At 60.8% G+C, this 15,179-nt stretch carries 13 protein-coding genes; 6 read left to right on the top strand and 7 right to left on the bottom strand.

Features of this window, described 5'->3' with window-relative positions; translation table 11 throughout:
- Window positions 1-3: 3 nt before the first annotated feature.
- From LPB73_RS26495 to LPB73_RS26480, 4 genes are all read right to left on the bottom strand, one after another.
- Window positions 4-3,171 carry an efflux RND transporter permease subunit gene (locus LPB73_RS26495; protein WP_231078715.1) on the bottom strand — a complete coding sequence of 1,056 codons (3,168 nt, stop codon included), beginning with the start codon at window positions 3,169-3,171 and terminating at the stop codon, window positions 4-6.
- 8 nt (window positions 3,172-3,179) lie between these two features.
- Entirely contained in the window at window positions 3,180-4,370 is a 1,191-nt protein-coding gene (locus LPB73_RS26490; RefSeq protein ID WP_231078714.1) for an efflux RND transporter periplasmic adaptor subunit, read from the bottom strand.
- A 472-nt stretch (window positions 4,371-4,842) separates the two neighbouring features.
- The gene (locus LPB73_RS29255; protein WP_414716829.1) at window positions 4,843-5,193 is read right to left on the bottom strand and encodes a hypothetical protein; all 351 of its coding nucleotides are present in this window, start codon (window positions 5,191-5,193) and stop codon (window positions 4,843-4,845) included.
- 67 nt (window positions 5,194-5,260) lie between these two features.
- The gene (locus LPB73_RS26480) at window positions 5,261-5,659 is read right to left on the bottom strand and encodes a hypothetical protein (protein WP_231078713.1); all 399 of its coding nucleotides are present in this window, start codon (window positions 5,657-5,659) and stop codon (window positions 5,261-5,263) included.
- Window positions 5,660-5,894: 235 nt separating this feature from the next.
- Between LPB73_RS26480 and LPB73_RS26475 the strand changes: the two genes are divergently transcribed.
- A complete protein-coding gene (locus tag LPB73_RS26475; protein ID WP_089263345.1) occupies window positions 5,895-6,107 on the top strand; it encodes a hypothetical protein in 213 nt (70 codons plus the stop codon).
- A gap of 210 nt (window positions 6,108-6,317) precedes the next feature.
- Here LPB73_RS26475 and LPB73_RS26470 read toward each other — a convergent pair whose 3' ends face one another.
- Entirely contained in the window at window positions 6,318-7,808 is a 1,491-nt protein-coding gene (locus LPB73_RS26470; RefSeq protein ID WP_231078712.1) for an NAD-dependent succinate-semialdehyde dehydrogenase, read from the bottom strand.
- 154 nt (window positions 7,809-7,962) lie between these two features.
- Window positions 7,963-8,292 (bottom strand): hypothetical protein, encoded by a 330-nt coding sequence (locus tag LPB73_RS26465; protein WP_093757725.1) that lies wholly within the window; start codon window positions 8,290-8,292, stop codon window positions 7,963-7,965.
- 274 nt (window positions 8,293-8,566) lie between these two features.
- On the opposite strand from LPB73_RS26465, the gene LPB73_RS26460 reads away from it, so the two are divergent.
- Window positions 8,567-9,751: a serine hydrolase domain-containing protein gene (locus tag LPB73_RS26460; RefSeq protein WP_231078711.1), complete on the top strand. Its 1,185-nt coding sequence runs from the start codon at window positions 8,567-8,569 to the stop codon at window positions 9,749-9,751.
- 162 nt (window positions 9,752-9,913) lie between these two features.
- Here the strand turns inward: LPB73_RS26460 and LPB73_RS26455 are convergent, their stop codons facing one another.
- Window positions 9,914-10,915, bottom strand: coding sequence for an adenosine kinase (locus LPB73_RS26455; RefSeq protein ID WP_231078710.1), 1,002 nt, complete (start codon window positions 10,913-10,915; stop codon window positions 9,914-9,916).
- A gap of 159 nt (window positions 10,916-11,074) precedes the next feature.
- Here LPB73_RS26455 and murJ point away from each other — a divergent pair, with 159 nt between their 5' ends.
- The 4 genes from murJ (at window position 11,075) to LPB73_RS26435 (ending at window position 15,125) form a co-directional block, all read left to right on the top strand.
- A complete protein-coding gene (gene murJ, locus LPB73_RS26450) occupies window positions 11,075-12,628 on the top strand; it encodes a murein biosynthesis integral membrane protein MurJ (RefSeq protein WP_231078709.1) in 1,554 nt (517 codons plus the stop codon).
- Window positions 12,629-12,715: 87 nt separating this feature from the next.
- Window positions 12,716-13,768 carry a tryptophan--tRNA ligase gene (gene trpS / locus LPB73_RS26445; RefSeq protein ID WP_231078708.1) on the top strand — a complete coding sequence of 351 codons (1,053 nt, stop codon included), beginning with the start codon at window positions 12,716-12,718 and terminating at the stop codon, window positions 13,766-13,768.
- 156 nt (window positions 13,769-13,924) lie between these two features.
- Window positions 13,925-14,419 carry a universal stress protein gene (locus tag LPB73_RS26440; protein WP_089263331.1) on the top strand — a complete coding sequence of 165 codons (495 nt, stop codon included), beginning with the start codon at window positions 13,925-13,927 and terminating at the stop codon, window positions 14,417-14,419.
- A 136-nt stretch (window positions 14,420-14,555) separates the two neighbouring features.
- Complete coding sequence (locus tag LPB73_RS26435; RefSeq protein ID WP_089263329.1) at window positions 14,556-15,125, top strand: NifU family protein; 570 nt, start codon at window positions 14,556-14,558, stop codon at window positions 15,123-15,125.
- Window positions 15,126-15,179 lie beyond the last annotated feature (54 nt).

Raw genomic sequence — 15,179 nt, 5'->3', positions numbered from 1 at the left:
CGTCTACGAGTTGGGACCGCCGGCACCGACGGTCGAATTGGCAGGTTTCGTTGCCTTGCGGCTGGCGCGCCAGTTCTCCCACCTTTGGACAACGACAAAAAAGGTCGGAACGAACAGGACGGCAAGGCAGGTCGAGGCGAGCATGCCCGAGAATACGGTGATGCCGATCGACTTGCGGGCGTTGGCGCCGGCGCCGGTCGCGAGCACCAGCGGCAGCACGCCGAGAATGAAGGCGAAGGACGTCATCAGAATCGGCCTGAATCGCGCACGTGCAGCTGCGACCGCCGACTCCAGTAGTGGCTTGCGATCATGCACGTGCAGTTCGATCGCCACCTCAACGATCAGGATCGCGTTCTTCGCTGACAGCGCGATCAAAAGGATAATGCCGATCTGGGTGTAGAGATTGTTCTCGATCCGCAGCGCGGTGAGCACCGCCATCGGGCCAAGCAGTGACAGCGGCACGGCCAGGATCACCGAAATCGGCGCGTACCAGCTTTCATACTGTCCGGCGAGCACCAGATAGACGAGCAGCAGCGCAAGACCGAACACATAATAGAGCTGATTGCCGACGATCTTTTCCTGATACGACATCGCCGTCCACTCGAATCCCGTTCCCGGAGGCAAAGTCTTCGCTGCGATCTGCTCCATCAATGCCATGGACTGCCCGGAGCTGTAGCCCTGTGCTGGCAGGCCGATCACCGTCGCCGTCGGATAAAGATTATAGAGACTGATCAGCGACGGCCCCACGGCAGGCGTAATCTTCGCCACGGTGCCAAGCGGAACCATGTTGCCCTGCTGGTTGCGCACCATCAGGTTCTCGATGTCCCGGGCAGTCAGCCGGAATTTGGCATCTGCCTGTGTGTAGACCTGAAAGGTGCGGCCAAACTTGTTGAACTGGTTGACGAAGGACGAGCCCAGATAAGACGACAGGGTCGAGAACACCTGATCTGTCGTGACATGCAAAGTCTGGGTCTTGATACGGTCGATCTCTATATCGAATTGCGGCACCATCGAGCGGAACGGCGAGCTGACGCGCTGCAAAGCACTCTGCGTCTGTGCATTCGCCACGATCGCGCCGGTGATCGCCTGCAGCTTGTTATAATCGGCGTTGCCATCGCGCAGTTCGATCTGCATGGCGAAGCCCGCCGCGTTGCCGATGCCCTGAATGGGCGGCGGCGGGATCACCAGAATGCGCGCCTCTGGAATCACCGACAGGCTCTCGTTCAATCCAACGAACAGCGAACGAAGATCCTGTCCCGATCCGCGCTCGCTCCATTCTTTCAGGATCAGATAGGCGACACCGGCATTGGCCAGGCTGGAGCTGCTGTCGAGCGCGGAGATGCCGGCGATGGTAACCACCTGTTCCACCGCTGGCGTCTTCGCGGCCAATTCACTGACCCGATCGAGTACACGCTGAGTCCGATCCAGCGCGGCACCATCGGGCAACTGGACTGCGACCAGCAGATAGCCTTGATCCTCGATCGGGATGAAGCCGGTGGGAATCCGGGATAGGCCGTAACCGCCAATACTGATCAGGATCAATGCCAGGACAACCGAGAGATTGCTGTGCGCTACCATGCGACCGATCAGGGCGGCATAGCCCCGTTCGAGCCGGTCGTAGACCCTGTTGAACCCACGATAGAAAAAATTGCGCTTCTCCGGCGGCACCGGGCGGCGCAGCCACAATGCGCATTGCGTCGGCTTCAGCGTGGCCGCATTGACGGCGCTGAGCAGCGCCGTGGCCGCGATAACCAGTGCAAATTGCGCATACATGCGCCCCGTCAGCCCGGGCAGGAATGCCGCCGGCAGGAACACCGAAATCAGCACCAGCGTGATGCCGATGATCGGGGCGAACAGCTTGTCCATCGCGCTGATCGCCGCGTCGTGGCCGGACATGCCCTGCTCGATATTGTACGCCGCGCCTTCGACAACCACGATGGCATCGTCGACGACAATGCCGATCGCCAGCACAATGGCAAACAGGGTCGACAGATTGATGGTGAAACCGAGCGCCGCCATCGCCGCGAAGGCGCCGATGATCGTCACCGGCACAGTGGTCGCCGGCACCAGCATCGCGCGCCAGTCCTGCAGGAAGATCAGGATGACCACCAGCACTAGCAAACCTGCTTCGAGGAGCGTCTTGTAGACCTCGTTGATCGATGCCTGGACGAATTTCGTGGTGTCGAACGGCGTGTCGTATTTGATGTCGTCGGGAAATTGCGTGGCCAGCGCCGCCATCTTCTTCTCGACAGCCTTCTCCACCTCGAGCGCATTGGCGCCCGGCGACTGGAATACGCCGATGCCGACGGCTGGCTTCTGGTTGAGCGAAAAGATCTGGCTGTAGGTCTGCGCACCCAATTCGACGCGTCCGACGTCACGGACCCGCGTGACATCGCCATTGTCGCCGGTCTTGACGATGATGTCCTCGAATTCACCGGGATCATCCAGCCGCCCGTTGATGTTCAGCGTGTACTGGAAGGCCTGTCCCGCGGGCGTCGGCGGCATGCCGATTTGCCCCGCAGAAACCTGCTGGCTCTGCTGCTGGATGGACTGGATGATATCCTGCGGCATCAGCCCGCGCACTTGCAGCTTGCTCGGATCCAGCCATATCCGCATCGAATACTGGCCGGCGCCGAACACCGTCACATTGCCGACCCCCGACAGACGCGACAACTCGTCCCGGATGTTGATCGTGGCGTAATTGCTCAGAAACAGGCTGTCATAGGTCGCCTTCGGCGACGTCAGTGTCACGAACAACAGGATCGCCGTCGATTTCTTCTGAACGGTCACGCCCTGATTCTGCACGGCGGTCGGCAGCGACGACAGCGCGCTCGATACGCGGTTCTGCACCAGCACCTGCGCAAAATTCAAATCGGTGCCGATCTTGAACGTGACCGTGAGTGAATAGGTGCCATCCGCTGCGCTGTAGGACTGCATATAGAGCATATCCTCGACGCCATTCACCTGCTGCTCGATCGGCAGCGCCACCGTGTCGACGATGGTCTTGGCGCTGGCGCCGGGATAGCGCGTCGTCACCTGGACGGTCGGCGGCACCACGTCCGGATATTGTGCGACTGCGAGGCCATAGAGCGAGACGCCGCCGATCAGGATCATCAGCAACGCGATGACATTGGACAGGACCGGCCGCTCGATGAAGAACTTCGAAATCATGGCCTGTCCTATTTGGTCGGGGTCGGCGCTTCGATCTTTCTCAGTTGCGGATCGACCTTCTGCCCCGGAATGGCACGCAGCAGGCCTGCAATGACGATGCGATCATCCGGCTTCAGACCGCTTTCAATTGCGCGAAGCTCACCTTCCAGCGGGCCGGTGACGACCTTGCGCTGCTCGATGACATTGTCGCCATTCACGACCAGCACATAACGCCCGGCCTGATCGCTGCCGAGCGATACATCCGGCACCAGCAGGGCGTTGTCCTGCTGGTCGATAGGCACGCGCACGCGAACATAAAAACCCGGCAACAGGATGCGATCCGGATTTGGCAGAACACCTCGCACCGGCAGCGTACCCGTCGACTGGTTGATGGTCGGCGAGATGTAGTCGATCTGGCCCTTGTGCGGAAAACCAGTCTCGGTCTGCAGTCCGATCTCGATCGGCAGCTGCCTGAGATCGTTCACCGTCAGCCCGCGTCGCCGGGCTTCATCCCGGATGCGCAGAACGTCCTGTTCGTTGACGTTGAAATTCACATAAATCGGATCGAGCTGCACGATCGTCGCAAGCTGGGTCGGCGACGCGACACCAACCAGTTCGCCAACCGACACCAGATGTGCGCTGACGACGCCGTCAAACGGCGCAATGACATTCGTATAGCCGTAATTGACGGCCGCGATCTTGGTGTTGACTTGCGCCTGCTGCAGATTGGCTTGTGAATTCTCTCGTGTCGCCGTCGACTGCTCGAGCGTTGACTGCGCAACAACCTGGCGGGATACGAGGTCCGACTGGCGTTTGAAATCCGCTTCCGCCTGCTTTGCAGACGCCTGCGCACCGGCTTCCGCAGCCTGCGCCTGTTCCAGCTTCAACTGGTATGTCTCAGGCTCGATCGTGAACAGCGTGGTGCCTTGCTTGACGAAGGAGCCGTCCTGATAGTTGATCGACTGTAGAACGCCCTGAACGCGCGCCACGAGATCGACATTCTTGATCGGTGCTGTATTGCCTGTCGCTTCGAGAAAGCGCGTGATGCCGCGCTGCACAGGAACCGCCACCTCAACTTTCGGCGGCGGTGGCGGCACGAAAGTGTTTTGCTCGCAGGCACTTAAAAAGATGCTCGTCAGCACAACGCCGGCAGCGCGTATAGCGGGGACATGCTGCAGCTGCTCAATGCGATCTTTCGGTCCAGATGAACAGGCGCGCATAAATCGCATTGTCCTGCCTCAATCAAAAGACTCTCAAAAAAACCTTGGCCAAAAACGACAGCCGCCCGCATCAATAGCAACAATCCACTTGTAGTGAAACCGAAACCGTAAAATGATGTCGGACCGAAGTTGTTTTGCGAATGCCTTTCAGAACTCACGCTTCTTGAAGATTTTACGCAGTTGCCCTGACTAACCGGGCGGTAGCAACGAGGATTTCAGCGATGAATTTCATGTTCGGCTTGGCCGCGCGATATCGCGTATCGATGGCTACTATCATTCTAATCGCAATCGCGAGCCCCACCTTTGCGCAAGCGCCGAGCCAGGCGCAGCGTGACGCGATCAAGACGCAGTGTCGCTCGGATTACATCGCGCATTGCTCAAGCGTTCCTCCTGGTGGAGAAGCCTCGCTGCAATGCCTGCAAAAGAACATGGCTAGTCTTTCTGCGGGATGTGCGGGCGCGGTGCGCGCAGTTCAGGCGCCAACTGCGGCACCGAAGGCCACCGCACCAACGCCTGCTGCAGCGCCCAAGACAGAAGCAACACCACCGGCTACCAAGCCCGCGCCCGCCGCTGCCGCACCAAAGGCGGCAGCGAAAAGCACAGCCCCGCCACCTGCTGCGGCAGCCACAACCGCAGCGCCTGCCTCCGCCGCTGCTCCTGCAGCTATCGTGTTGCGGCCGATGCGGCCACGCGAAGAATTGCTTGTGATGAGATCAGCATGCGGCGGCGACATCAGATCGCTCTGCGGCGGCGTAGCGCCGGGTGGCGGCCGCATCGTGCAGTGCCTGGCCAGCAACAGCGCATCGCTTTCGCCGGCTTGCACCAGCGTCCTTGCGCCATTCGCTCAACGATGATTGAGGCTACGCGACAACGATGACCGACCGCGTCCGCTACTCTCCACGAAAGGCAAGGATCAGCTGTATCAATCGGACAGACAGAATGACGTAACAGAGCGACATGATGATCTGAAGCGCCACGTGCCATTCCAACTTTGCGAGCTTGCAGAGGCCATCGAGGAAATTCAACAGCAACAGAACGATTCCGAACAGCATGACACCGCGGCCGACAAGACCGTGGCGCAAATATCCAAACAGGACGATCAGGGGCTCATTGCTCGACACATGCGCCCCGGCCGAGATGATCAAAGTGCCGATCACCATCTTTTCGACGTGACTGAATATTTCCTTTGAGGCGGGCTCGATATGTCGACCGTGAAAAGTAAGCCACCTGGTTCTGAAATCCGACATGCTTTCTCCTGTTGAGATCAACACCGGGCAAAATCGTCCCATCGCATGTTTCTGGTCGGCAAGGATTTGTATCTAGGAGATTGAATAAACGTTCTGTCGGATCGAGACGCAAGGCGGCGTCGCAAGATTTCTCATTGACCACGCAGCCTTTGCGTCTCCTGCGAACTACTCTTTGCGCGTGAAACCACTTCTCATTTGCTCGTTTTAATTCCGCCTACTGAAGCCCACGAACCTTTCTTCGTTTGTTTTTGCCAACCGACACAGCCGGGAGATCACCATGCGTACTTTCTTGATGATGGTTGCAGCCGTTCTCGCATTCGGCACGACAATGACGTTTGAAGCCACCGACGCCAACGCCGTCGTCTGCGCACGCGGTGTCTACCGTGCCGGCTGCGCCGGCTATCGTGGCGCCGCCGTGGTGCGCCGCCCGGTGGCGGTCGCGTGCCGCACCGTCTGGGTCAATGGCGTGCGCGTCCGTCGCTGCTACTGACCGAGGGCGGGTTCAGCTGAAGTCGATCAATTCGGACGGCCCGTCGGACTTGCCGGCAAACGGCCCAGCAACAGACATTGATCTGTGCGGGGCATGATAGTGCCGTTGACCATGCCTGCAAAACGTAAATGCCCGGCGCATCTCACGAAGCTCGCTTCGCGTTAGCCGGGCATGACGGTGACTGGTTCAGAATTGGGAAGGCGCGAAGCCTCAGATTCCCGACATCATGATGTATTTGATCTCGACATATTCTTCCATGCCGTGATGCGAGCCTTCGCGGCCGAGCCCTGACTCCTTGACGCCGCCGAATGGTGCGACTTCGGTGGTGATGAGGCCGGTATTGACGCCGACCATGCCGGACTCCAGCGCTTCCGCAACACGCCAGACGCGGCCGAGATCGCGCGAATAGAAGTACGACGCCAGACCGAACGGCGAGGCGTTGCACATGGCGATGACATCGGCTTCATCCTTGAAGCGGAACACCGGCGCCAGCGGGCCGAAGGTTTCTTCCTGCGAGACCAGTGCATCCGGCTTCACATTGGCGAGCACCGTTGGCTCGAAGAACGTTCCGCCGAGCGCATGGCGCTTGCCGCCGGTGACGATCCTGGCGCCGCCCTTTACCGCATCAGCGATGTGACGCTCGACTTTCTCGACGGCCTTCTCGTTGATCAGCGGGCCCTGGGTGATGCCCTGTTCGGTGCCGTCGCCGACCTTCATCGCCGCGACCTTCTTCGACAGCTTCTCGACGAACTGATCGTAGATGCCATCCTGCGCATAGAGGCGGTTGGCGCAGACGCAGGTCTGGCCCATGTTGCGATATTTCGAGACAATCGCGCCTTCCACGGCGGCATCGATGTCGGCATCGTCGAACACCACGAAGGGTGCGTTGCCGCCGAGTTCGAGGCCGAGCTTCTTCACGCCGACCGAAGCCTGCTTGTAGAGGATCTTGCCGACATTGGTGGAGCCGGTGAAGCCGACGAAGCGCACCGCAGGATGTTCGCAGAGCACGAGGCCGATCGCCGATGCGTCGCCGGTGATGATGTTCAGCACACCCTTCGGCACGCCGGCACGCTCGGCGAGTTCAGCCAGCGCGAGCGCCGACAGCGGCGTCTCGTTGGCAGGCTTGATCACCACGGTGCAGCCGGCGGCCAGCGCCGGCGACACTTTGCGAGTGATCATCGAGTTCGGGAAATTCCACGGCGTGATCGCACCGCAAACGCCGATCGGCTGCTTGATCGCCAACAGGCGCGCATCGGCACGCTGGGTCGGGATGGTCTCGCCATAGACGCGGCGGGCTTCCTCAGCGAAGAATTCGATATAGGCGGCGCCGATATCGACCTCGCCCAGCGCTTCGGCCAGCGGCTTGCCCTGTTCGGTGGTCAGGATCAGCGCGAGATCCTCGCGATTGGCGATGATCAGCTCGAACCACTTGCGCAGGATGTTGGAGCGCTGCTTGGCGGTGAACTTGGCCCAGGCCGGAAACGCCTTTTCGGCGGCCTCGACAGCCTGCGTCGTTTCCTTGGCGCCCATATTGGGCACCTTGGCAATTTCAATCTCATTGACCGGATTGGTCACCGAGGTCTCGCCGGTGCCGACCCAGGCGCCGCCGATGTAGCACTTGTCGCGCAGCAGCGAGGGGTCCTTGAGGCGGTCGCGCAGCGAAGGGGCGGTGGACTGGCGTGCGGCTGAGGTCGGTGACATGGGCGGTTCTCCTGCGGAAAGTGTCGCGAACGTATAGCCGCGGACTTGTAGAGGAGTATAGGCCCGAAAGCGCCCCTTGGCGGCGAATGGCAGCTATCGCCCGCAGGGGTATTTAACGCCCGAATTCAACAGTCGCAGAACGCCGCAAGCCCGATCAGGCCGCGCCGCGCATATAGGTCTCGCGCCGATCGATCATTCGCTCGAAAGCGATGCGGGCGTTGGCACGGGTGGTCGTGGAGAAGGTGCGGTATTCCAGCTCCGGCAGCATCGCTGCGTCGCTGCGACCGAACCAGGAAATAAACGATTTGGGCGGGGCCGAAATCTTCGCCAGCGCCTGCGCCAGATTTTCAGCCGCATCGAAAGCGAACAGGGCGCCGGTCTGCGCCACGCGAACTTCGAAAATTCCTGGACCGATCGGGGCCTCGATGCTCTCGCCACGGGAAGCGCGGGGATAATGTTTCCAGTCGGTCCAGTTCGCGATCATCGTCGGTCTCCGCAGCTGACACGCTGCACGTGTTACTCATGGTCTTACGGGTTAGTGTCGGAAAGCGCTTTGACGTTCACGTCATTTTTTGAACACAGCTGCGCCAATTTCGTTCCAAGGCGCGATCAAACTCGCCCCCAGGCCCGATATGGTTCCCCTCAAATGCTAAAACCAGCGCAAATGTAATCACATCCGCGAGACCGACGACCTCGCGCCCAAGTTGAATGTCCACGCCGGAAATCGGTAAGATCAAAGAAAATCGGAGAGGAAACGGATGTCAGTTCAAGTCGAGATTGACCGGATTCTGCAGCGAGCCAGTGAAACAGGCGCCATTCCCGGTGCCGTGGCGATAGCTGCGATGCGGAACGAGATTATTTACCAAGGGGCGTTCGGCAAGCGCGACGCATCCAAGGATACCACCATCACGCTAGACAGCGTGTTCTGGATCGCCTCCATGACCAAAGCGATCACCGCTGCTGCAGCGATGCAGTTGGTGGAGCAGGACAAATTGACGCTGGATGCACCGCTGGCGACCGCGCTTCCGGATCTCGCGGAGACGCAGGTGCTGGATGGTTTCGACAGCGAAGGCACTCCGAAACTACGTCCGCCGCGCCAGCCGATAACCTTGCGGCATCTGCTGACCCACACCGCCGGCTTCTGTTACGACATGTGGAACGGCGACATGGTGCGCTATCTCGAGACAACCGGCATTCCGCCGTTTCGCTCCGGACTGAACGCCGCCATGAAGGTGCCGATCATGCGCGATCCCGGGACCCGCTGGGAGTACGGCACCAATATCGACTTCGTCGGCAAGGTCGTCGAGGCCGTCAGCGGCGAACGCCTGGATGCCTATTTCCAGAACCATTTGCTGGCGCCGCTTGGGATGACCGACACCGCCTTCGTGATTGGCAGCGACCAGCGCAAGCGCCTTGTTGCCATGCACAGCCGCGGCGCCGACGGCGCGCTGACCCCGATCCCGTTCGAGATCAAACAGGATCCGGAATTCTTTGCCGGTGGCGGGGGGCTCTATGGCACCGCCCCCGACTACATCAAGTTTACGCAAATGATGCTGAATAACGGGACCGGCAACGGCAATCGGATATTAAAGCCAGAGACCGTCGCGCTGATGAGCCAAAACCACATCGGCGAACTCAACATGACGCCGATGGCTTCAGCAGTGCCGACCGCCAGTAACAATGTCGACTTCCTTCCGGGCATCGACAAGAAATACGGGCTCAGCTTCATGATCAATACTGCGCAGTCAGCCGAAGGCCGCAGCGCCGGCAGCCTCGCCTGGGCAGGCCTCGCCAACACCTATTACTGGATCGATCCCGCGCGAGATATCACCGGCGTCATCATGATGCAGGTGCTGCCGTTTGCGGATTCGACTTGTTTGAAGGTGTTTTCGGATTTCGAACGCGCCGTTTATGCGGAGCTGGATGCGAAGAAGGCGGCGTGAGAGCCGCGATGCGCTGATCTCTCACCACGTCATGGCCGGGCTTAGCCCGGCCATCCACGACCTTCCTCTCTTGCCAAGGCGTGGATGCCCGGCACATCTAGCGAAGCTCGCTTCGCGCTGGCCGGGCATGACGACAGAGAAGAAAACCCAAGAAATGCAGTCTTAAACCGGCAACCCGTTCTTGCCCGCCAGGTCCTTCAGCGAAACCTGGGGACGCGCGCCGATATGCTGGATGACTTCAGCGGCGGCCATCGCACCGAGCTTGCCGGCATTTTCATAGCCGGCGTTGCGCACCAGACCGAACAGGAAGCCTGCCGCGAATAGATCGCCTGCGCCGGTGGTATCGACGAGCTTCTCGATCTTGTGTGCAGGCACCGCAACGACGCCATCGCCCGATGTCACGATACAGCCCTTCTCGCTGCGGGTGACGACGCCGAGCTTGGTGTCCTGGCCGAGCTGCTTGAGCGCCGCATCGAAATCCGTGGTTTCGTAAAGCGAGGTCAGTTCGGCCTCGTTCGCGAAGATGAGATCGACGGTGCCGGAACGCATCAGGTCGAGAAACTCGGCGCGATAACGGCCGACGCAGAAAGCGTCCGACAGCGTCAATGCGACCTGACGCTTGGCGTCATGGGCGATCTTCGAGGCCTTCACGAAGGCTTCCTTGGCGCTGGCGGGATCCCACAGATAACCTTCGAGATAGACGATCGACGAGGCCGCGACTGCAGCGGCATCGATATCGTCGGGCGTCAGATCCTGCGCGGCACCGAGATAGGTGTTCATGGTGCGCTCGCCATCGGGCGTCACCAGGATGTAGGAACAGCCGGTGGCCGGACCGCCGGTGGCGGGTTTGGTGTCGAACGCAACGCCGGCGGCACGGATGTCGTGGGTGTAGAGCTTGCCGATCTGGTCGTCCTTGACCTTGCCGACATAGGCCGCGCGGGCGCCGAGGCTGGCGAGGCCGACGATGGTATTGGCGGCCGAACCGCCGGACATTTCGGTGGCAGGGCCCATCGCCTTGTAGATCGCGGTGGCGCGGGCTTCGTCGATCAGCGCCATGCCGCCCTTGGTCATCTCATGCGCGGCGAGGAACTTGTCATCGGCCTGCACCAGCACGTCGAAAATCGCATTGCCGATTCCGAGCACGTCATATTTCGCTGAGGTCATTAAGAATATCCCGTTGCGGCAATTGCGATGAGGCTGAAAATCCGTTTCAACTCGTCTCGCGGTCGCCCAAGTTGAGCCGTCGGTGAAGGCCGGTTTGATGGCTGCAGCGACTATCACGTTCTGCCCCGCGCCAGCAAGGACAGCCCTTACGATGGTTCTATGATCCGTTCCATCCTGACCGTTTCCACGGGCACTTTGGCATCGCGGTTGCTGGGCTTTGCCCGCGACGCGATGGTCGCCGCGCTGCTCGGCGCAGGCCCAGTCGCGGATGCTTTTCTGGTGGCATTTCAGCTCGTCAACGTGATCCGGCGGTTGCTCACCGAGGGCGCGCTGAATGCCGCGCTGATCCCGACCTGGCTGCGCATCCAGACGACGCAGGGCGCCGTCGCAGCCACAGCTTTTGCGGGTCGTGTGCTCGGCACCATCAGCGTTGCGCTGATGGTCGCGACGATCCTGATCGGCTTTGCGATGCCGCTCGTGATCGCGCTGCTTGCCCCGGGTTTCGTCGGCCAGCCGACGCTGCAGCTCGCCGTCGAGAATGCGCGATTGATGCTGCCCTATCTCGCCTTCGCCGGCCCCGTCACTGTCATGATGGGACTGCTGAACGCGCAACAACGCTTCGCGTTGACCGCATTTTCGCCGCTGCTCTTCAACATCGCCCTGATTGCCGTCATGACCCTACTGCTGGTGTGGCGGCAAGAGCAAAACACTGCCGCTATGGCCATGGCGGCCACTGTCGGCATTGCCGGGTTGCTGCAGTTGCTGATGTTGATCTTGCGGAAATCCAGCGGCAATCTTGCGGCGCCTTTGCGGCTGTCGCTCGATGGCGAGATGCGCGGCTTCTTCCGCAAGGCGTTGCCTGGCATGGTCGCCAATTCCGGGCCGCAGCTTCTCATCGTCACCGGCGCAATCATCGCATCGACGACTCCGGCTGCCGTGTCGTGGCTGTATTTCGCGAACCGCCTGATTGAACTGCCGCTCGGCATCGTCGGCACGGCCATGGGCACTGTGCTGGTCCCCGCATTGACGCGCGCCGTGCGATCAGACGATCAAGCCGCCATCGCGCAGGCGGAATCGCGCGGGTTTGAACTCGCGATCGGTCTCGCATTGCCGGCTACGCTCGGACTGATGATATTGAGCCATCTCATCGTGCAGTGTCTGTTTCAACACGGCGCGTTCGGCGCGAGCGACACGGTCTCGACTGCAAGTGCGCTGATATGGTTGGCGCTGGGCTTGCCCGCTCAGGTGCTTGTGAAAGCTCTGTCGCCCGCCTTCTTCGCACGCGAGGATACGACGACGCCGCTGCTGGCGACGCTCGTCGGTTTGGTAATCGCAATCATCTTCGCACTGGTTTTGAATAGGCCATTCGGTACGAGTGGCATCGCGGCGGCGATCGCTCTGGCGGCGTGGGGCAGCGCGATCTTTTTGATCCTCCGGAGCGCAGCAGCTTTCGGCTTCTCGCCCGACCATGATGCAAGACGCCGACTGCCGATCATTGTCCTGTCGTCGCTGGCCATGGGCGGCCTGCTATGGCTCGCCGCGCATCTTGTCTTGCCCTGGACGGCACAGGCCCACGGCCTGGTACGAGCGAGCTTGCTCGGCCTCCTGATCGTTGGCGGGCTGGCAATCTACGCAGCACTGCTCACCCTCTCCGGCGCCGTGCGCTGGGCCGAGGTCCGCGGCGCCCTCAAGCGATCACCGGCGGCCGGCTAGGGCAGATTGGCAATGGACGCCGCCCGGCGCCTATGGCAAGTCACGCCCCTTGCCCGCATTCCACCACGGGCGCACAGGAACTAGACGATGGCTTTTACTCAACGGGTTTTTTCGGGCGTCCAGCCGACGGGCAATCTGCACCTCGGTAACTATCTCGGCGCGATCGTGAATTTCGTCAAACTGCAGGAGACGCATAATTGCATCTACTGCGTGGTCGATATGCATGCCGTCACCGTGCCGATCTCCGTCTGGGGCGGACCCGATGAATTGCGCCGCAACACCCGTGAAGTGACCGCCGCCTTCATCGCCTCGGGCATAGATCCAAAGAAGCAGATCATCTTCAACCAGAGCCAGGTGTCCGGCCATGCAGAGCTGGCCTGGATCTTCAACTGCGTCGCCCGCCTCGGCTGGCTGAACCGCATGACCCAGTTCAAGGAAAAGGCCGGCAAGGATCGCGAAAACGCGTCCGTGGGTCTCTATGATTATCCGGTGCTGATGGCTGCGGACATTTTGCTGTATCGCGCCACGCACGTTCCGGTCGGCGAGGACCAGAAGCAGCATCTCGAACTGTGCCGCGACATCTCGCAGAAGTTCAACAACGACTTCTCCGAATCCATCGCAGCGCACGGGCATGACGGCCCTTACTTCCCGATGCCGGAGCCTGTCATCACCGGACCGGCGACTCGGGTGATGAGCCTGCGCGACGGCACCAAGAAGATGTCGAAGTCGGACGCCTCGGACAATTCGCGCATCAACCTCACGGATGATGCCGACACCATCGCGCAGAAGATCCGCAAGGCGAAGACCGATCCGGAACCGTTGCCGTCGGAAGAGAAGGGCCTCGAGCCGCGTCCCGAGGCCGACAATCTCGTCGGTATCTATGCCGCACTGTCCAACCGGTCGAAAGCTGACATTCTCACAGAATTCGGCGGCGCGCAGTTTTCGGGCTTCAAATCGAGCCTTGTCGATCTCGCTGTCGAAAAACTGTCACCTATCGCCGGCGAGATGAAGCGGCTGACGACATCCGATCTGACCTATGTCGATCAGGTTCTGGCCGATGGCGGCGAACGCGCCGGCGTCATTGCCGCCGAAACCATCAAGTCCGTGAAGGACATCATCGGCTTCGTCCACAAGCGGTAAATTCGCTATCGCATTCCTTTTCTCTGCCACAATCGACGCGACGCAAGTCATCCTTGCGTCGCGCTTGTCGAACGCCGCTGCGCCGTGGCAGCATGACACGATTGCCAAGCCGCTCACATTCTGGCGCATCAGACGCGCTACAGCATCGGGACATGCATGAGCACCCAGCGACGTAGTTATGAAAGCGGCCACAAGCCGAAATGCCTCGTGGTCGTCGATGACAGCGAGGAATGGGACCGCGCAGTGTATTACGCCAGTCGCTGGGCCATTCGTGTCGGTGGCGGCGTGGTGATGCTGCGCATCATCGACACTGAAGATCGCAACCAGCAATGGCTCGGCGTTGCCGACGTCATGAAGGCCGAAGCCGAAGAAGGCGCCAATGCCGCGCTGGACCGCGCCTCGGGCCGCGCCAATGGCATCGCCGCCATCACCCCTGAACGCGTGATCCGCGAGGGTGATCCCACCGAGCAAATCCTCGACGTAATCGACAAGGACGTCGACATTTCCATGCTGGTGCTGGCTGCATCGGCCGGCGCGGAAGGCCCCGGCCCGATCGTCACCATGATGGCCAAACTGGTCGGCTCGTTTCCGGTGCCGGTCGTCATCGTGTCGGGCGCCCTGAGCGACCTCGACATCGACGCCCTGTCGTAACCACCCTTTCGGACGGCTAAGGGACTGCGAAATAGGCCGAATTCGGCGATTTCGCGCCTTGATCGTGCGTTTTTCGTCGCCATCTGCTAGGGGATACTCACGCGCCGGCCTTGAACCGGCGACGCAGGAGAGACCGATGTTCATCCAGACCGAAGCTACCCCCAATCCCGCCACGCTGAAGTTCATTCCCGGCCGCGACGTGCTCGACAGCGGCACCATGGAATTCACCTCACCGGAAGCCGCAACGCGTTCGCCGCTGGCCGAAAAGCTGTTCGCCGTGAAGGGCGTCACGTCAGTGTTCTACGGCTCCGACTTCGTCACCGTGACCAAAGACGACAGCGACTGGCAGCACCTCAAGCCGGCGATCCTCGGCGCCATCATGGAGCACTACATGTCCGGCGCGCCGCTGATGGCCGACGGCAGCGTGAGCGGCGACGTGATCTCCGACGACGAGGCCGAATTCTTCAACGAGGAAGACGCCGAGACAGTCGATACGATCAAGGACCTGATCGAGACTCGCGTGCGCCCGGCCGTGGCCAATGACGGCGGCGACATTACTTTCCGCGGCTTCAAGGACGGCATCGTCTATCTGAACATGAAGGGCTCCTGCGCCGGCTGCCCGTCATCGACAGCGACCCTGCAGCACGGCATACAGAACCTGCTGAAGCACTTCGTGCCGGACGTTGTCGAAGTCCGCCCGATGTAAGTTCGGTCGCACCGCGACACATAAAAATGCCCGGGACAATCCCGGGCATTTTCG

It is taken from the genome of Tardiphaga sp. 37S4, assembly GCF_021044645.1.
Classification (GTDB): Bacteria; Pseudomonadota; Alphaproteobacteria; order Rhizobiales; family Xanthobacteraceae; genus Tardiphaga; species Tardiphaga robiniae.
This window is presented reverse-complemented; position numbering and strand designations above follow the sequence as displayed.